13 protein-coding genes, 6 pseudogenes and 1 riboswitch are annotated in these 18072 nt (G+C 73.3%); of the genes and pseudogenes, 3 read left to right on the top strand and 16 right to left on the bottom strand.

Annotated elements, in window-relative coordinates; translation table 11 throughout:
- Nucleotides 1–50: 50 nt before the first annotated feature.
- The 9 genes and pseudogenes from BJF83_RS06325 to BJF83_RS06285 form a co-directional block, all read right to left on the bottom strand.
- A pseudogene (locus BJF83_RS06325) lies at nucleotides 51–836 on the bottom strand (methyltransferase domain-containing protein).
- Nucleotides 837–882: 46 nt separating this feature from the next.
- Entirely contained in the window at nucleotides 883–1296 is a 414-nt protein-coding gene (gene nusB / locus BJF83_RS06320) for a transcription antitermination factor NusB (protein WP_075925559.1), read from the bottom strand.
- A pseudogene (gene efp, locus BJF83_RS06315) lies at nucleotides 1296–1855 on the bottom strand (elongation factor P). Before efp ends, nusB begins: the two are co-directional and overlap by 1 nt.
- Before the next feature lie 147 nt (nucleotides 1856–2002).
- Entirely contained in the window at nucleotides 2003–3103 is a 1101-nt protein-coding gene (gene aroB, locus BJF83_RS06310; RefSeq protein ID WP_075925558.1) for a 3-dehydroquinate synthase, read from the bottom strand.
- On the bottom strand, nucleotides 3100–3615 hold the full coding sequence (locus BJF83_RS06305) for a shikimate kinase (RefSeq protein WP_075925653.1): 516 nt from the start codon (nucleotides 3613–3615) through the stop codon (nucleotides 3100–3102). The genes aroB and BJF83_RS06305 overlap by 4 nt, the downstream gene beginning before the upstream one ends.
- 144 nt (nucleotides 3616–3759) lie before the next feature.
- A pseudogene (aroC, locus tag BJF83_RS06300) lies at nucleotides 3760–4939 on the bottom strand (chorismate synthase).
- Between the two features lie 45 nt (nucleotides 4940–4984).
- Nucleotides 4985–6006, bottom strand: a pseudogene (locus BJF83_RS06295) (prepilin peptidase).
- Nucleotides 6003–6785: an SseB family protein gene (locus BJF83_RS06290; RefSeq protein WP_262391353.1), complete on the bottom strand. Its 783-nt coding sequence runs from the start codon at nucleotides 6783–6785 to the stop codon at nucleotides 6003–6005. The pseudogene BJF83_RS06295 and the gene BJF83_RS06290 overlap by 4 nt, the downstream one beginning before the upstream one ends.
- Nucleotides 6786–6826: 41 nt before the next feature.
- A complete protein-coding gene (locus BJF83_RS06285; protein WP_075925557.1) occupies nucleotides 6827–7303 on the bottom strand; it encodes a MarR family winged helix-turn-helix transcriptional regulator in 477 nt (158 codons plus the stop codon).
- A 106-nt stretch (nucleotides 7304–7409) separates the two neighbouring features.
- Here BJF83_RS06285 and BJF83_RS06280 point away from each other — a divergent pair, with 106 nt between their 5' ends.
- From BJF83_RS06280 to BJF83_RS06270, 3 genes and pseudogenes are all read left to right on the top strand, one after another.
- Nucleotides 7410–7979, top strand: coding sequence for a YceI family protein (locus tag BJF83_RS06280; RefSeq protein ID WP_075925652.1), 570 nt, complete (start codon nucleotides 7410–7412; stop codon nucleotides 7977–7979).
- Between the two features lie 151 nt (nucleotides 7980–8130).
- Complete coding sequence (locus BJF83_RS06275; protein ID WP_075925556.1) at nucleotides 8131–8436, top strand: DUF2470 domain-containing protein; 306 nt, start codon at nucleotides 8131–8133, stop codon at nucleotides 8434–8436.
- 189 nt (nucleotides 8437–8625) lie between these two features.
- A pseudogene (locus BJF83_RS06270) lies at nucleotides 8626–11327 on the top strand (protein kinase).
- Nucleotides 11328–11532: 205 nt separating this feature from the next.
- Here BJF83_RS06270 and BJF83_RS06265 read toward each other — a convergent pair.
- The 7 genes and pseudogenes from BJF83_RS06265 to BJF83_RS06235 all read right to left on the bottom strand — a co-directional run bounded on the left by BJF83_RS06265 (nucleotide 11533) and on the right by BJF83_RS06235 (nucleotide 17971).
- Nucleotides 11533–12105, bottom strand: a complete 573-nt coding sequence (locus BJF83_RS06265; RefSeq protein ID WP_075925651.1) for an NTP transferase domain-containing protein — start codon at nucleotides 12103–12105, stop codon at nucleotides 11533–11535.
- 173 nt (nucleotides 12106–12278) lie between these two features.
- Complete coding sequence (locus BJF83_RS06260) at nucleotides 12279–13439, bottom strand: XdhC family protein (protein WP_075925555.1); 1161 nt, start codon at nucleotides 13437–13439, stop codon at nucleotides 12279–12281.
- A 113-nt stretch (nucleotides 13440–13552) separates the two neighbouring features.
- The gene (locus BJF83_RS06255; protein WP_075925554.1) at nucleotides 13553–14014 is read right to left on the bottom strand and encodes a PH domain-containing protein; all 462 of its coding nucleotides are present in this window, start codon (nucleotides 14012–14014) and stop codon (nucleotides 13553–13555) included.
- Between the two features lie 35 nt (nucleotides 14015–14049).
- A pseudogene (gene ribH / locus BJF83_RS06250) lies at nucleotides 14050–14522 on the bottom strand (6,7-dimethyl-8-ribityllumazine synthase).
- An 82-nt stretch (nucleotides 14523–14604) separates the two neighbouring features.
- Complete coding sequence (locus tag BJF83_RS06245) at nucleotides 14605–15891, bottom strand: bifunctional 3,4-dihydroxy-2-butanone-4-phosphate synthase/GTP cyclohydrolase II (RefSeq protein ID WP_075925553.1); 1287 nt, start codon at nucleotides 15889–15891, stop codon at nucleotides 14605–14607.
- 84 nt (nucleotides 15892–15975) lie between these two features.
- Nucleotides 15976–16608, bottom strand: coding sequence for a riboflavin synthase (locus BJF83_RS06240; RefSeq protein WP_075925552.1), 633 nt, complete (start codon nucleotides 16606–16608; stop codon nucleotides 15976–15978).
- 111 nt (nucleotides 16609–16719) lie between these two features.
- A riboswitch (FMN riboswitch) is annotated at nucleotides 16720–16850 on the bottom strand.
- Nucleotides 16851–16915: 65 nt separating this feature from the next.
- Nucleotides 16916–17971 carry a phosphatase PAP2 family protein gene (locus tag BJF83_RS06235; protein WP_083678436.1) on the bottom strand — a complete coding sequence of 352 codons (1056 nt, stop codon included), beginning with the start codon at nucleotides 17969–17971 and terminating at the stop codon, nucleotides 16916–16918.
- Nucleotides 17972–18072: the final 101 nt, after the last annotated feature.

Here is an 18072-nt window from a genome sequence, read left to right as displayed (position 1 = left end):
TGCGTGGCGAACGCACGCCCCGCTCCGTGACGGACGCCGCCGCACACGCCCTAACGGTGCGCGACGACGTGCAGCTGGGTCGCGATGCGACCAGCTCCGGGTGCTCGGCCGCGGCCTTCTCCAGTTCCACCAGCTGCTGCCCCGCGTGGGCGTCGCCCTCCCAGGCGTGCCCGGGCAGGACGTCGGCGAACACCCGCACGCCCCGGACGCTCTCACCGGTCAGCCCGGCCTCGCCGACCAGGGCCAGGAGCTGTCGGCGGGTGAAGCGGCGCGGCATCGGGTCGTTCTCGCCCCACCGGCCCTCCGGGTCGGAGAGCAGGTGGGCGGCGTCGGCGATGTGCCCGGACAGCGCCCGGTGGAGGGCGCCGGCGACGGCGTTGGTCACCAGAAGGCTGACCGCGCCGCCGGGGCGGGTCGCCCCGACCACGTCGCGCAGCGCCGCGGCGGGGTCCTCGACGTACTCCAGAACGTTGTGCACCAGGACCAGGTCCGCGCTGCCCGGGGCGAACAGCGAGGCGAGGTCCCGGGTCTCGCCCTGGACGCCGCGCACGGTGACGCCGCGTTCGGCCGCGCGGCGCTCCAGCGCGGCCAGGGAGTCCGGGCTCGGCTCGACGACGGTCACGCGGTGGCCGAGTTCGGCGAGCGGGACGCGGCGCCACCGGTGCCGCCGCCCGCGTCGACGATCTCCAGGGGCCCGGCGCCAAGACGCGCCAGCAGGTCCGCGAGGGCGTCCCACACCACGGCGTCCGCGCGGCGTTGGCCGCACGTCCCGGTCCGGTCGCGCCGCCCGCGGCGAAGCCGACGCCGGTCGCGGTCGCGCTGGTCCTGTCAGTCACCTGGGTCCCCTCAATCCGGTGTCCCGACGTCCGCCCGCGGCGGCCGTCAGAGCGCGAGCTGCGCCTTGTTCTCCATCAAGCGTGACAGAAGGCCGCTGACGAAGTTCGGCGACTCGTCGGTGGACAGCTCCTTGGCCACACCGACGGCCTCGGCGATGGCGACGCCGTCCGGGATGTCCTGCGCCCACAGCAGCTCGTAGGCGCCCATCCGCAAGATGTTGCGGTCGACGACCGGCATGCGCTCCAGGGTCCAGCCGATGGCGTAGGTGTCCAGCAGTTCGTCGATGCGCGCCCGCCGCTCGTCGACCGCGCGGGCCAGGCTCTCGGTGAACTCGTTGATCGGCGGCTCGGGCTGGGCCCTGCGGCGTTGGATGACGTCCTCGACCGAGATACCGCGAACCTCGGCCTCGTAGAGGACCTCGACCGCGCGTCGGCGGGCCTTGCGGCGTGCTCCGCTCATCAGTTGACTCGCCCGAGGTAGTCACCCGTGCGGGTGTCGACCTTGACGCGCTCGCCGGTGGTGATGAACAGGGGAACCTGGATGGTGGCGCCGGTCTGGACGGTGGCGGGCTTGGTGCCGCCGGTGGAGCGGTCGCCCTGAACGCCGGGGTCGGTCTGGACGATCTCCATCTCCACGGCGGCGGGCAGCTCGATGTAGAGCGGGTTGCCCTCGTTGGTGGCCACCGTGACCTTGGTGTTCTCCAGGAGGAAGTCGGCGTTGTCGCCCACGACGCCGGATCCGACCTCAAGCTGCTCGTAGGTGGAGGAGTCCATGAACACGAAGTTCGCGCCGTCGTTGTAGAGGTACTCCATGTCACGACGGTCGACGTCGGCGAACTCGACCTTGGCGCCGGCGTGAAGGTCCTGTCGACGATCTTGCCCGTGAGGACGTTCTTGAGCTTGGTACGGACGAACGCGCCGCCCTTGCCCGGCTTGACGTGCTGGAACTCCAGGACGTTCCAGAGGACGCCGTCGAGTCGCAGGGTCTTGCCGTTCTTGATGTCGTTCGTCGTGGCCACTTCGGTCGTCTCTCCCAGGGGTGTGACACGTCGGGGACCGGACGCGCGTTCCGGTCGGTGGTCGGTGGTTCGGGGCGCGGCTCCGTGGCTGGCCACGTGCTGACCGGCGGTGGCGATCTGCCGGGGCGCACCCCATCCGCGGTCAGTCTAGTGGCTTCGCGGGACGCGGGTGCCGCCGGCGACCGCCCGGTAGGCGTCGTCCAGCAGTTCGGGGGCGGGAGCGCTGAGGATGGCGGGGGCGGCCAGAGCGTCCAGGACGACGAAGCGCAGGGTGGCGCCGCGGGCCTTCTTGTCGACGCTCATCACGGCGCGCAGCTCGGGCCAGGCCTCGGACGCGTAGGAGACGGGCAGGCCCACCGAGGTGAGCAGGGAGCGGTGGCGTTCGACGAGGTCGGCGCCGATGCGGCCGTCGAGGCGGGCGAGTTCGGCGGCGAAGACCATGCCGATGGAGACCGCGTATCCGTGCCGGAAGGTGTAGTTCTCGGCGCGCTCGATGGCGTGGCCGAGCGTGTGACCGTAGTTGAGGATCTCGCGGCGGCCGCTCTCCCTGAGGTCTCCGGAGACGACGTCGGCCTTGACGCGGACGGCGCGTTCGATGAGTTCGCGGGTGTGCTTGCCCTCGGGGCGGGTGGCGCCCTCGGGGTCGTCCTCGACGAGGTCGCAGATGACGGGGTCGTCGATGAACCCGGCCTTGACGATTTCGGCGAGGCCGCCCACGTAGTCGGCGCGGGGCAGGCTCGGCAGGGTGGCCAGGTCGCACAGGACGCCCGCGGGCGGATGGAAGGCGCCGACGAGGTTCTTGCCCTCGGGGGTGTTGATGCCGGTCTTGCCTCCGACTGCGGCGTCGACCATGCCGAGGAGCGTGGTGGGCACCAGGACCGAGCGGACGCCGCGCAGCCAGGAGGCGGCCACGAAACCTGACAGGTCGGTGGTGGCGCCGCCGCCGACGCCGACGATCGCGTCGCTGCGGGTGAAGCCGTGCCGACCCAGGCGGGACCAGAGGTCGGCGGCCACGGCTGCGGTCTTGGCGGCCTCGCCGGCGGGGACGGGCATGGGCCGGACCGTGTACCCGGCCGCTTCCAGCACACCGACGACGGGTCGGGCGATCTCCCCGAGGCCCTCGGGGTGGACCACGGCGACCTGGGCCGCGTGGCCGACCAGTGCGGGCAGCTCGGAGAGGACACCGCTGCCGACCACGACGTCGTAGCGGCCGGAGGAGTCGCCGACGCCGATGCGCGTCACGGTCACTGCTGGGCCTTTCCCGTCGCGCGCCCGTGCCCGAGGGTGGGCAGGATGGCGTCGACGATCTCTTCGGGGTGCTGGTCCGTGGTGGGCACGGTGACGGTGGCCAGGGCCTCGTAGACGGGCAGGCGCTCGACGAGCAGTGCGCGGAGCCTGGCGCGGGGGTTGCCCGCGAGTAGGGGCCGGGCGACGTCCATGCCGACGCGCCTGGCCGCCTCGGCGAACTCGACCTGGAGGTAGACGACGTGGTGGTCGGCGAGCTCGGCCCGGGTGTCCTCGTTCAGGACGGCGCCGCCGCCCACCGCGATCACGCCCTCCCAGGTACGCAGCGCCTCGGCCACGACCTCGCGTTCCAGGGCGCGGAAGCGGTCCTCGCCGTCCTGGACGAAGATGTCGCCGATCGGCTTGCCCGCGCGCTTCTCGATCTCGCCGTCGGTGCACAGCAGGTCCGCGCCGAGGCGTTCGGCCAGCGCCCGCCCGACGGTCGACTTGCCCGATCCCGGGGATCCGATGAGCACCGCGATCGCTCTGGCCACACTCGCCTGCCTTGGTCCGCCCCGCGTGCGCGGGGACATTCGCCGTTCTTCCTCATCGCCCTCTGTCTAGCAGACGGGCCGCCCCGTGGCGGGGCCGACTGCCCGGCGCGGAGCCGGGCCCCCGCCTCAGCGGATGGTGAGCGAGTCCAGATAGCCGCGCAGGTTGCGCGCGGTCTCGGCCACCGAGTCCCCGCCGAACTTCTCCACGGCGGCCTCGGCCAGGACCAGCGCGACCATGGCCTCGGCGACCACACCGGCGGCCGGGACCGCGGTGACGTCGCTGCGCTGGTGGTGGGCCTGGGCGGGCTGGCCCGTCTCGGTGTCGATGGTGTCGAGCGCCCTGGGGACGGTGGCGATCGGCTTCATCGCGGCGCGGACGCGCAACGGGCCGCCGGTGCTCATGCCGCCCTCGACACCGCCCGCGCGGTTGGTCCTGCGGCGCACGCCGTCGGGTCCGGGCTCGATCTCGTCGTGGGCGACGGAGCCGCGGCGCGCGGCCGTGCGGAAGCCGTCGCCGACCTCGACGCCCTTGATGGCCTGGATCCCCATCAGCGCCGGCGAGCCGGGCGTCCAGACGGCGGTCCCAGTGGACGTGGCTGCCCAGGCCGGGCGGCAGTCCGTAGGCCAGCACCTCGACCACGCCGCCGAGAGTGTCGCCGGCGTTCTTGGTGTCGTCGATCTCCTCGACCATGCGGGCGCTGGTATCGGCGTCGAAGCAGCGCACCGGGTCGGCGTCGACGGCGGCGAGGTCCTCGGGACGCGGCTCGGGCGAGCCCTCGGGCACCTCGACCCGGCCCATGGACACGACGTGGCTGAGGATCTCCACGCCCAGCGCTTGACGGCAGAACTGGCGGGCGACCTCGCCGACGGCGACGCGGGCGGCGGTCTCGCGCGCGCTGGCGCGCTCCAGGATCGGCCGGGACTCCTCGTGGCCGTACTTCTGCATGCCGACCAGGTCGGCGTGCCCGGGACGCGGGCGGGTGAGCGGCTCGTTGCGCGCCACGCCCGCCAACTCCTCGGCGGACACCGGGTCGGGAGACATCACCTTCTCCCACTTGGGCCACTCGGTGTTGCCCACCTCGATCGCGACCGGTCCCCCCTGGGTCCGGCCGTGTCGGATGCCTCCGATGACGGAGACCTCGTCCTTCTCGAACTTCATCCTGGCACCACGGCCGTACCCGGCGCGGCGGCGGAGCAGTGCGGCGGCGATGTCGTCAGAGGTGACGGACACACCGGCCGGAAGGCCCTCCAGAATCGCGACGAGTGCCGGTCCGTGGGACTCCCCCGCGGTCAGCCAACGCAACATGTCCACGATCCTGCCATGAATCGCCGCCGGACGCGGCATCGGATATCACCATCCGGACACCAGGGGCTGTCCGGCCAGCACGGTGGCGAGCGTCGCGGCGACCAGGAAGGGGCCGAGCGGGAACGGGTCGCGCCGGGCGACGCGGCGCAGCGCGAGCAGGGCCGCCACGACCAGGCTGAACGCCGTGAAGGCCCAGAAGACCGCGACCAGGGCGCCCAGCGGACCGGCGGCCCATCCGCAGTACAGGCCGGTCAGGCCGGAGAACTTGACGTCCCCGAAGCCCAGGCCCCGGGGGTTGACCCGCCACAACAGCCAGAACGACACGGTGACCAAGGCCATGCCCGCGAGGGCGTCCACGGCCGCGTCCAGGTCGGGTCCCGCGGGCGCGAGCAGGACGCGGCGGTCACGAGCAGGCCCGCCACCGGGTACGCGCCGGCGAGCAGGTCGTTGGGCAGCCGCATGACCCGGATGTCGACGACGGCCAGCGGAACACCGGTGAACGCCAACCACAGGACGGCCAGGTGTCCGAACGGGAACCAGGAGGGGTGGTGGACGGCCAGTGCCCCGGTGAGGGCGAAGAGCCCGGCGGTGGCGACGACGGCCCCGGGATGGGGGCGCACGACCCGTTCGCAGTGCGGGCAGCGGCCGGTCCGGCGGAAGCCGCGGTCGGCCACGGCGGGGAGGGCGCGGACGAAGCGGAGTTCGGCCAGGCAGTGCGGGCAACGCGGCGGCGGCGGCCCATCGTCCTCGTCGGGCTCGGGACCGGTCGCCGTCCCCGGCGCGAGTCCGCTGGCGTGATCCGCGGTGTCCCCGCCCGGCGCGGCCGCGTCGGGCGTCGGCCCCGTGGCTCTGACTGGCGTGGCGCCGCCATCGGCCCGACCGGGGCCGCGCGGTCCCGACGCTCCCACGCGCCTGCCGTACGTGCTCGGGCGGGCGGACCCGAACAGGTGGACGATGCGCCCGGTGGCCAGGCCGGCCAGTGCTCCGCACAGCCCGAGCAGGACCGCGACGGCGGCGGTGACCAGCCAGGAGTGGGGCGGCAGCGAGGTCAGGACGGGGGTGGTCATAGTCGGAAAGTTACCGTCGAACCGGACGCGGCGACAGTGCCCGACGACGACCTGTGGACGACCGGGGCGCGATCAGTCACCGTCCTGCGGGCCCGCACGACGGCGCTGAGTTCGATACCGCCGGGCAGAACGTGGCCGAGCTCGGCCCGCAGCCGTTCGGCCACCCGGCGCAGGGCCTCGTCGTCACGCCGGTCGAGTTCGAGGCGGATGCCCAGGTCGGCCCGCTCGGAGTCGTGCACGCGCACGCGCCCGATCCCGAACTCGGCGTGGGTCACGCGGTAGACGAGCGCGAGGACCTGCGGGTCCTCCTTGGCCTCGGGTACGTGACCGTGTTCCGCGAGAAGGCCGAGGAAGCGCCCCTGGACGGTGTAGGGCAGGGGTCCGGAGACATCGAGGACGAGGGCGTCGGCGCCCTCCTCCACCGCGGCCCTGCACGCGTCCTGGGTGGTGAACGGGACGGGCCGGGCGTCGGGGCGCCAGCGTCGGACCGCGTCCACGCAGGTGAAGGCGAGCACACCGCGGCGGCCGTCCTTACCGGTCATGATCGGGACCGCGACCTCGCTCGACTTGTCCTTGGTGAGCCCGGCCGCGCCGGTCTCCGTCTCGGTGGCCACGGCGACGACGGGGATGAGCACCCGGGAACCGGCGAGCACGGACAGGACCTGGCGGTCGCCGACCCGGCCCGCCGCGTGGTCGCGCAGGCGCGCCTCGACCTCGGGGTCGGCGCCGCCGTCGTCGTCACGGAAGTTCTGGGCGCCGATGATGGATGGTCTGCTCACAGGGCCCGACTCTACCGGGCGCCGACACGCGTTGGTGGGGCTCAGTCGGAGCCCTCTCCCGGAGTCACGCGGGTCTCACCCTCCAGTGCGGTGACGATCTCACCGAGCTGGGCGACCTGGGAGCGGTCCAGCCGGTCGAAGAGGAGGGTGCGCACGCACGCGGCGTGGCCGGGTGCGGCCCGCTCCAGGAGCGCGGCCCCCTCGTCGGTGAGGATGGCCCAGAGTCCGCGCCGGTCGTCGTCGCAGTGCTCACGGCGCACGAATCCGTCGCGTTCGAGGCGGGCGACCTGGTGGGACAGGCGGCTCTTGGACACGATGACGCTGTCGGCGAGCACCCGCATGCGCAGCCGCCGGTCCTCGGCTTCGGAGAGGTGGACGAGGATGCCGTACTCGACGAGGGAGATCCCGCACCGGGAGCGCAGGTCCTTCTCCAGGTCGTGGTAGAGCGCCGCGTTGGCCCTGAGGAAGCCGCGCCAGACGCGCTGCTCGTCGGCGTCGAGCCAGGTGGCGTTCTCCATTGCTCCATCCTATCGGGGCGCCTCGGGGAAGGCCGACCGGACCATTCCCCTTCCCAGGAAGATACTTCTGAGCTACCTTGTTACAGGCAAACAAAAGGGGCCCGGCCTGGGCCCCACAGCGAGGGAGACAGACCATGCAGCTCAGGAGCTCAAGGCAGGAATCTGGAACATCGACCCCGCCCACTCGGTGGTCGGGTTCTCGGTGCGCCACATGATGGTGAGCAAGGTGCGCGGGCGCTTCGAGAAGTTCGACGCCACGCTCACCGTCCCGGAGGACCCGACCCGGTCCTCAGTGGTGGCGACCATCGACGTCGCCTCGATCAACACCGACCACGCCGACCGCGACGCCCACGTCCGGTCCGCCGACTTCTTCCACGTCCAGACGCACCCGGAGCTGTCGTTCCGCTCCACGGGTCTGGAGGCCTCGGGCGGGGAGTTCGCCCTCACCGGCGAGCTGTCGATCAAGGGCGTCACGCACCCGGTCGAGCTCGCCCTGGAGTTCAACGGCTCCACGCTCGACCCCTACGGCCTGGAGCGCGCCGGGTTCTCCGCCACCACCGCGATCAGCCGCAAGCAGTTCGGAGTGGACATCGAACTGCCGATGGACGGCGGCGGCGTGGTCGTCGGAGACAGGATCGCGATCGAGATCGACGCCGAGTTCACCCGCCAGCCCTAGGGACGCCGGCCCGGCCACGTGGGCGGACGACCGCCCACACCAACGTGACGACACAGTGTCACGAAAAGACGGGGCCTCGGATATCGTCGGTGGGGGAGGGCGCGCGGCGCCCTCCCCCACTCGTGTCCGCGACCAGACCACAGGAGTCCACGTGCCCTCCAATCCCTTCTCCGACGAAGTCGTCGCCGCCGTCACCGCGCACATGAACGGCGACCACCCACAGGACACCCTCGTCATCTGCCGCGGCCTGGGCGGCCACCCCGAGGCCACGGCGGCCCGGATGACCGGCCTGGACGGCGACGGCGGCGACTACGCGGTCACGGCGGAGGGCGTCGAGCGCGCCGTCCGCATCCCCTGGTCGCACCCGCTCACCGAGCGCGCCCAGATCCGCGCCGAGGTCGTACGCATGCACCGGGAGGCCTGCGAGCGCCTCGGCGTCGCACCGCGCGGGCACTGAGGCGCCGGGCCGGGTCGTCTCCGACGCCCCGGAACTCCCACGGGCCGCCGGGAGTCCAAGGGGGTACGGAGGTGGACGGCGGCCCGGACGCCCCCGCCGCGCGCGGCACGTCCCAGCGCCTAGTGTGGAAGGGTCAACCGCCCCCGGACACCTCACCCGACCAGCTACCGAAGGGTGGCCCCGACCTCGATGGTCACGCCCGAACCCGGTGACGAGAACGCGCCGACCCGAAGGATCGAACCCACCGTGCCGACCACGCGGACCGGACCCGCCGCGGGCGCCACGCGGTGGGTCACGCGCGTGCTGCGGCCAGGCTCCGCCCGGACCGGGGACAGCGCGCCGACCCGCGTGGTCGCCCCCGACCCGGACAGGACCGGCGTCCTGCCCGGCGGCGCCCGCGTGGACGCTCCGCAATCCCGGACCGCCCGGCTGGGCGGAACCGTCGTCGGCGAAGCACCCGAGGGCCGGGGCGGCGGCTGGTGGCGGACGCTCCTGGGTCCCGTCCTGGACTGGCTGACCCGGGTGGTCTCCCGCGTGGTGGTCGGCCCCGCGGGCGACCTGGACTACGCCGTCCCCACCGAGCTGCGCCGCCGCTACCGGATCCTCGGCCACCTGGGCTCGGGCGGAGAGGCCGTCGTCTACCTCGCCGAGCCCGCCGACTCCCCCGGCCGCCGGCTCGCGCTCAAGGTGTACCGGCCCGGGCACGACATCAACCGCGAACTCCTCGACCGGCTGCGCGCCCGGGGCACCGCCTCACCGCACACCCCCGCCGTCCAGGGCTACGGCAGCGCGGCCAGTTCCTGGGGCGAGAGCCTGGCCTGGGAGGCACAGGAGTACTTCTCCCTGGGATCGCTGCGCACGGTCATGGACGAGGCCCCGCTGGACGACGCGCGCGCCCGCGCGGTGGTCCGCGCCGTCGCCGAGTGCCTGCACCACTGGCAGAGCGACCTCCAGCACAACCACACCGACGTCAAGCCCGAGAACCTGCTGCTGCGTTCGGCCGACCCGCCCGTGGTCGCCCTCACCGACTTCGGCGGCGCGGTCCGCGCGACGATGAGCCGCGTGTACGGAGGGCTGGCGGTCACCGAGGACTACGCCGCCCCCGAGGTGATCGAGGCCGCCGCGAGGCCCCCGCGGCATGGTGGTCCCTGGGCGTCATGGTCCACGAACTGGTCACCGGGCGCCGCCCCGAGCGCGGCGGCAACTGGCTCACCGCCCGCAACACCGAGGTCGACGTCTCGGCGGTCACCGACGAACGCTGGCGCCTGCTCGCGCGCGGCCTGCTCGCGCCCTCCCCCTCCGCCCGGTGGGGCCACGACGAGGTCGTCCAGTGGCTGGCCGGTGAGCGGCCCAGGATCCGGACCGCGCACCGAACCCGCCCGATCGTCTTCGCCGGAGCCAGCCACGAGGACCCGCCCAGCCTGGCCTTCGACCTGCTGGACCGCTCCGACACCGGCGCGATGTGGTTGCGCACGCACTGGTCGGAGCTGCGCAGCTGGCTGGACCGAGAGGTCAACGACTACACCTTCGACCGGTCCTACCTGACCGGCCTCGACGCCAGCCCCCAGCTGGCGCACGTGGCGATCAGCGCGCTGGCGGCCCGATACGTGCCGGGCATGCCGCCCCGGTTCCGCGGGCACGAGATCGGCGCGGACGGACTCCTGGCACTGGCCACGGGCGATTCGAGCCGCCACGCGGCGGTGCGCGAGGCGGTCGCGACGGGCGCGGTGGGGCTGGCGGCGCAGCACTGGTGCCCGCATCCGTCCTGCCGTTCGGGCGGGTCCGGTCGGTGCGCCCTGCTGGAACGGGTCCAGCACGAGGTTCCGTTGATCATGCGCAGGACGGTCGAAACCGTCGAGCGACTGGTCGGGTCCGGCACGGACGCGCCCCGGCGACCCGAACCGCACGAGGTGGACTCGGCCTGGGCCCGGGCGGTCGAGCTGGTTCTGGACCCCGGCTCCGCCTCGACCCACCGGTCCGTGCTGCGCCGCCAGTCGTGGCACCCGACCGAACGCAGCCCCGCCCCGCACGCCCCCTGGTGGGTCGAACAGCGGCGGCTGGCCCTGCGCGACGGCAGGAGCGGCGAGGCGGTCGCCACCCGCGCCGCCCTGGTCACCGCCGCGCTCCTCCTCCCGGAGGCGGTCCGGATCGGTGGACTGGTCTCCGAACGGGAGCGCGCCGACGGCCGGGCCCGGCGGCAGGACCGGTGGGCGTCCCTGTCCGGCGCGGCGCGCGAGCGCTGGGACGGGGTCAGGGAGCGTTGGGACGGAGCCCGCCGACGACGCGCCCAGGCGGCCACCGCCCCGACCCGGCCGGACCAGCCGCCGATGTGGAGACCCTACGGCTACGGGTCGCCCAACCCGCAGGGTGAGGAGGAGACGTCCGGGTCGCGCCGTGCCCAGGAGCGGGCCAAGCGCCGCGTCGAACGGACGATGAACCAGATCCAGCGGGCGATGCGGGCGGGCCGGTGCCGCCGGTTCGCCTATCCCGCCGCGCTGCTCGGACTGCTCGACGGGCTGGGGCGGGTCCTGCGTCCGGACGAGGGCTTCTACCCGGAGAGCGCGTTCGTCACCTCCGCGTACTCAGGCCTGGTGGAGTCGGCGCGCGACGGCGTGCTGGCCGGGCTGTCCCGCGCGGCGGGCATGGTGACCGGGCTCCTGCCCGAGCCCGTGGAGACCGCGTGGTGGCTGCCGGTGGTGCTGTCGGTGATCCTGGTACTTCTGGGACGTTCAGCGGCCAGCCAGCGCAACTCCTCCCGCGCCCGACGCCGCCTGGCAGCCTTCCGGCTGGCCGTGGCGGGCTCACTGTTCATGGCCCTCGTCCTGCTGTCGACGGGGCTGGTGGCGCTGGGCTCGGGGGTGTTCATCCCGCTGGACGGGCTGCTGGGCTAGGCAGAGTTTCCTGGGTCCCGCGCTCCGCTTCGGACCGGATTCGGGCACCCCGAAGGCAGGGATTCCTCGGCGTGCGGCGCGGCACCCCCGCATCGTCACCCTCCACCACCCTCAAACGCCACCTCCGGCGCGGCACCCCTTCGATCGCCCTGTGCCGGACCCCCAGACCCCAGGGGTCACCGTGCCGGGAGGGCTCACGTGCGCGTCACGGGCCGTCGATCCGGTCCCGGACGCGCGCGAGGTCCTCGGCGGTGTCGATGTCCTCGGGGCTGGCGATGTCGTCGCAGGCCACGGTGGTCACCAGGTGCGAGTAGGTCCGCAGGAAGGGGCGCGCTCCCACGTCGCGCTCGGCCATGGCGTGCACGGTCGACCAGTGCTCGCGGCCCAGCAGCACCGGGTTGCGCGGGTTCCCGCCGTAGGTGGCGACGGCGGCCCGGGCTCCCTGAGCGTGTACGAGCAGCAGGCGCCGCACCGCCCCGGCGGTGACCAGCGGCTGGTCGGCCAGGGCGACCAGGACGGCGTCCACCGTGTCGGGCAGGGCGTCGATGCCGACCCGCACCGAGGAGCCCATGCCGCTGGCCCAGTCCGAGTTGAGCACCGTGAGTGCTCCGTGCACGGAGGTGTCGGCGGCGCCCAGCACCACCAGCACGGGCGCGCAGCCCCCCTCGGCCAGGGTGCGCACACCCCGGTCGACCAGACGCTGTCCGCCCACCTCCACCAGGGCCTTGGGACGGCCGAGTCTGCTCCCGGATCCCGCCGCCAACAGCAGCCCCGCCACCGTGCCCGCCCGTTCGCTCCCCGTGCCCGCCCTGTCCCCAGTCACCATGACGAGATGATGCCACGCGGCGGGACGATCCGCGTCGTACCTGTGGCGGGCTCGGCGTGGGGCTTTCGGGCACGCGCCGACGACCCCTCAGTGACCAGGCAGTTCACGGGAGACCGGGGTTCGGTTCACCTGTGGAGCTGACCGGATCCGGCCGGAACGAGGGGGCGCGTGTCGCGGTGGATGCGGCCGCTCGTCTCCCGCAGGGCGCGACCGCTCCCGCCCCACCGTGCCTGGACGAGCTCAGCCGCGATGGACACCGCGGTCTCCTCCGGTGTCCTGGCCCCGAGGTCCAGTCCGATCGGCGAGTGCAGGCGCTCCAGGTCCTCCTCGCGCACACCGGCCTCGCGCAGGCGCTCCAACCGGTCCTGGTGGGTGCGCCGTGAACCCATCGCGCCGATGTAGCCCGCACGGGTGGCCAGCGCCGCCTTGATGACGGGGACGTCGAACTTGGGGTCGTGGGTGAGCACGCACACGACCGTGCGCTCGTCGATCTGGTCGGCGATCTCGTCCACGAACACGTGCGGCCACTTCACCACCACCTCGTCCGCGGTCGGGAAGCGCTTGGAGGTCGCGAACACCGGCCGCGCGTCGCACACCGTGACCCGGTAGCCGAGGTAGGAGCCCAGGTCGGCGACGGCCGCGGCGAAGTCGATCGCCCCGAAGACCAGCATGCGCGGGGCCGGGGCGAAGGACTGGACGAAGACCTCCAGCGCGTCGCCGCGCCGCTGCCCGTCCACTCCATAGCGCAGGAGGCCCGTGCTGCCCTGAGCGAGCATGCCGCGCACGTCGTCGTCGAGGGCGTCGGTGAGACGACCGCTGGTCGGGCCCAGGTCGCCCTCGGCGCGGGTGGGCCACACGATGCGACGCCGTCCCACACGGCCGGAGCCGGAGGGGTCGGCCACGACGGTGGCGACGGCCACCGGCCGGTGCTCGTCGACGGCCGCGAGCACCGATTCCAGTTCGGGGAAGGTGGTGCGGTTGACTGCCTCGACGAACACGTGCAGCGTTCCACCGCAGGTCAGCCCGACGCTGAAGGCCTCCTCGTCGCTCACCCCGTAGGTGCGGCGGACCGGCCGACCCGTGCGGATGGCCTCCAAAGCCTCCTCGTAGACCGCTCCCTCCACACAACCGCCGGAGACCGAACCCACGACCTCGCCCGAGTCGCCCACGGCCATGGCGGCCCCGGGGTCGCGCGGCGCGCTCTTGTCGGTGTCGATCACCGTGGCCAGTGCGAACGTCTGTCCAGAGGCCTGGAGCTCGGCCACGGCCGCTCGGATGTCGCGCACTCGGTATCCCTTCCGCGTTCCCCCGTATGACCTTCGTTACCAACGTATGTGCCCCGGGCAAACCGCAGGGAGTCCCCGTTCCGCCAAGAAACGGGCACTCCCCTGGTAGATGTCTACGAGTCGCCGGGCTCGGGCGCCTCGCCGCGCTCGTGCAGCATCGCCCGGAACTCCTCCAGGTCGCGGCGCGCACGCTCCCCGTCGGCGCTCTGGATGCCCATCACCGCGAGCGTGGTGCCGTCGGACAGGTCCACCGAGGGCCAGGGCTCGCCGACGGGCATGCGGATGTCGACGATCTCCGGCCAGGCCAGCACGTGGGTGCGGATGCCGTTGACCACGGTCACGTTGTCCTCCGCGGCGACGAGCCTGGGCCGGGCGAGCAGGTGCAGGGCCGCGGCGATCACCGCGCCCAGCATGACCAGCAGCACCCGGTCCTGCGGTCGCCAGTCGTCGGGGAGGATGACCGTGAGCACGATCATGGTGGCCATGACCAGCAGCCCCATCCCGTAGGCGACGATCCGCACCGCGCGCGGCCGCCAGGTCCTCGAAAGCGCGGGCCCGCCCGCCGTCTCGTCCACCGGTCGTTCCCTCGTTCTCACCGACTGCTCCAGGTTCAGCGCCGTAGTCCGCGCAGCGCCGCCGCCGCGTCCAGGGCGGCCCAGGCCGCCTCCGCTCCCTTGTCCTCGGCGCTTCCGGGCAGGCAGCGCGGTCACGTGCCTGCTCCAGGGTGTCACAGGTGAGCACGCCGTTACCCACGGGGGTGGATTCGCGCAGCGCGACCTCGGTGAGTCCGTGGGTCACCGACTGGCACACGTAGTCGAAGTGCGGGGTACCTCCGCGGATGACCGCGCCCAGGGCGATGACGGCGTCGTGCTTGCGGGCCAGCTCCTGGGCGAGCACGGGGATCTCGACCGCGCCCGCCACCCGCACGACGACCGGCTCGGCCGCGCCCGTGGCCTTGACCACGTCCAGGGCCCGGGCCAGCATCGGCTCGACGATCTGCGCGTTCCATCGGGTGACGACGATGCCCACCGACATCCCCGAGGCGTCGAGCCCCTGGGCGTCGGGGCGACCTTCACCACTCATGCGTACTCCTTGTGTTCGGATGCGGTCGGGCGGCCGGCGCCGACGCGCGGGGACGGCGGCTGGCGGGGCGGGGGATCGGACCCTACTGGGCCACGTCGTTCAGCTCGTGCCCCATGCGGTCGCGCTTGGTGCGCAGGTAGGTGATGTTGTCCCTGGTCACGAACGAGGGCATGGCCACCCGCCGCACCACGTGCACGCCGTGCGCCGCCAGGCCCTCGGCCTTGGCGGGGTTGTTGGAGAGCAGGCGCACCGAGGAGACCCCCAGGTCGGTGAGGATCTGGGCGCCCGCACCGAACTCCCGCGCGTCGGCGGGCAGGCCCAGGCGCAGGTTCGCGTCGACGGTGTCCACGCCCTCGTCCTGGAGGCTGTAGGCGCGCAGCTTGTGCAGCAGCCCGATCCCGCGCCCCTCGTGGCCGCCCAGGTAGACGACGACGCCGCGGCCCTCCTCGGCGATGTCGGCCATTGCCGCGTCCAACTGGGCGCCGCAGTCGCACCGGTGGGAGCCGAAGGCGTCGCCGGTCAGGCACTCCGAGTGCAGGCGGGTCAGGACGTCCGTGCCGTCGGTCAGGTCGCCGTACACGAGCGCGACGTGCTCGGCGCCGTCGGCCGTGCCCCTGAACCCGAGGGCCCGCCACTCGCCGTGCCGGTTGGGCATCCGGGTCTCCACCATGCGGGTGACCAGCGGCGGGGTGGACTGGTCGGGGGTCAGGGCGTGGCCGAGCGCGACGCGGTACTCGGCCAGCTGCTCGACCGAGACCAGCCTCAGACCGTGCTCGTCGGCGAACGCGCGCAGCCGGGGCAGCCGCGCCATCGTGCCGTCGTCGTTGACCACCTCGGCCAGGACCCCCGCGGGGCGGAGCCCGGCCATGCGCGCGAAGTCCACGGAGGCCTCGGTATGCCCCCGGCGGGCCAGCACGCCGCCCGGGCGGGCGCGCAACGGGAGGATGTGGCCGGGGCGGACGAAGTCGACGGGGCGGCTGTCTGCGGAGGCCAGCAGGCGGATGGTTCGGGCCCGGTCGGCCGCGGAGATGCCGGTGGTGACGCCCTCGCGGGCGTCGACGGTCACCGTGTACGCGGTGCGCAGGCTCTCCTCGTTGCGGGCGGTCATCAGGGGGAGGTCGAGACGGTCCAGATCGTCGCCCTCCATGGGCACGCACACCACGCCCGAGGTGTGGCGGATCATGAACGCCAGGAGTTCGGGGGTGGCGAGTTCGGCGGCGAAGATGATGTCGCCCTCGTTCTCACGGTCCTCGTCGTCCACGACCACGATGGCGCGGCCCGCGGCGAAGTCGGCGACCGCGTCGTCGATGGAGTCGAGGACCACGGCCGAGGTGTCCGTGGCTCCTGGTGTGGTGTCGGTGACGGTCATTGCCGCTCCCTGGAGAAGACTGGGTGGTGTGGTGTGCGTGGGCGGCGGCCTGGATGCCGCCCTCGGGCGGCCGCCCGTCGGGAGTCAGCCGCGGTCGCGGGCGGCCGCGACCGCGGCGATGCGCTCGACGTACTTGGCGACGACGTCCACCTCGACGTTGACGGTGGCGCCGACGGCGAGCGCGCCCAGGGTGGTGGCGCGCAGCGTCTCGGGGATGAGGCTGACCTCGAAGTGCTCGTCGGCGGCGCCGGGGGCGCTGACGGCGGAGACGGTCAGGCTGGTGCCGTCCACGGTGATCGATCCCTTCCCGACCACGTACGGGGACAGTTCGAAGGGAAGACCGAAACGCAGGACATCCCAGTTGTCGCCGGGGGTTCGGGAGATCAGGCGCGCGGTGCCGTCGACGTGGCCCTGGACGATGTGCCCGCCGAGCCGGCCGTCCGCGCGGGCTGCCCGTTCGAGGTTTACCGGGGAGCCGGGGACGAGCGCGCCCAGGGAGGAACGGTCCAGGGACTCCTTCATGACGTCGGCGGTGAAGGTGCCCTCACCCCGGCCGACGACGGTCAGGCACACGCCGTTGACCGCGATGGAGTCGCCGTGGCCCGCGTCGGAGCTGACCAGGGGTCCGCGTACGGTCAGTAGGAGGGACTCGCCCGTGGTGCCGGCGGGCTCGATGGACACGACCTCGCCGAGTTCCTCCACGATTCCGGTGAACACGCCCTTGCCTTCCCTTCGCCTCATGGCGCTCCGGGGCACGGGGGTGTGGATCGGGTCCACGGCGGTCGGGGCCGACGGCGCTCGTGTGACACGGCGGTCGGACCCGTCCCAACGCGTACTGCCTCCCATCCGGACTCTCACCGTCGGTACCGGAATTCCACCGGCTCAACCGACCGATGGCTTCGGCCGGGTCGCGGACTGTCACCGCCGGTTCGGACTTTCACCGACCCCGGAGCACGCGTTCGACTGTCGTCTAACTGCCCGGATCCTACCTGGTCGCCGGGCCGGAATCCTAGGCGGTGTGAGGCTACTCACGGGTCGCTCCGGTGTCGGAGCCGCCGTTGGGGGAGGTCGGCAGCGGGTCGGGACGGCGGGCCAGACCGCTGCGGAGGAAGGTCTCGGGCGCGCCGAGGGAGGCCCACAGGGCGATGAGGGCGTAAACGGCGAACTCCGCGACGGCCTCGGCCGAACCGGTCAGGCCACCGAGGAGGAGGTGGTCGAGGACACGGATGAGGACGATGACCGAGACGCCCAGGACGAAGCGGGCCGCGCGCGCGGTGAGGGCGCCCCCGGCGTCGTACCACCCGCGCGCGTGGAGCACCGTGAACCCGACGATCCCGCCGAGCAACGCGCCGCAGACCGTGGCCAGACCGGTCAGCGAGGCCGCGGCCGGGTCGACGGGAACCGCGCCCGTCCAGTCGGCGGGGGCGACCCAGTCGGGGCGCGCGAGCCCCTGCCACAGGGCCGCCGCCAGGCAGGGCAGGACGCAGACCGCCAGCGCGCAGCCGACCCACGCGGCGGTGGGCAGGCCGCGCCACCAGGCCAGGACGCGTCCCTCCCAGCGCAGGACCGCCCACAGGATCGCCAGCCCGACGAGGAGACCGGCGAGGACGTCGCTGATGAAGTGCACGCCCAGGTACACGCGGGACAGGCAGACCAGGGCCACCAGGACGGCCGCCGCCGCGATCCAGCCACGGCGGCCGGAGCGCACGGCCAGGTAGCCCCACAGCACGGTGGAGGACTGGGCGTGCCCGGAGGGGACGCCGAAGCTGGACTCGACGGCGCGCGCGCTCACGTGCGGGCTGAACCAGTAGGGGCGCGCGCCGAAGAGCACGGCCTTGAGGAGGTAGTTGACCACGCCGGAGCCGACCACGGCCACGAAGAGGCGGGCGCCCGTGCCCGCGTGGACGCACCAGAAGACCAGGGCGAGCAGGAGGACGATGAACGTCTGCGAGCCGAGTTCGGTGACGAGTTCGAAGGGGAGGGACAGCCGGTCACCCCATCCCTGCACCCACAGGACGGGGGCCGTCTCCGCCTCCCACAGGGCGTCCATAGCCAGGTGCTCGGGGGTCCAAGCGGTCAACGCGCACTCCAGGGGTCCGCGCCTGGCAACGCGCTCACGCCGCGCCGCTCCACCCGGTCCGCGGGGGCGCGGGGGAAGACGGAGCCGCGGCCAAGCGGAAT

It is taken from the genome of Nocardiopsis sp. CNR-923 (assembly GCF_001942255.1).
Classification (GTDB): domain Bacteria; phylum Actinomycetota; class Actinomycetes; order Streptosporangiales; family Streptosporangiaceae; genus Nocardiopsis.
This window is presented reverse-complemented; position numbering and strand designations above follow the sequence as displayed.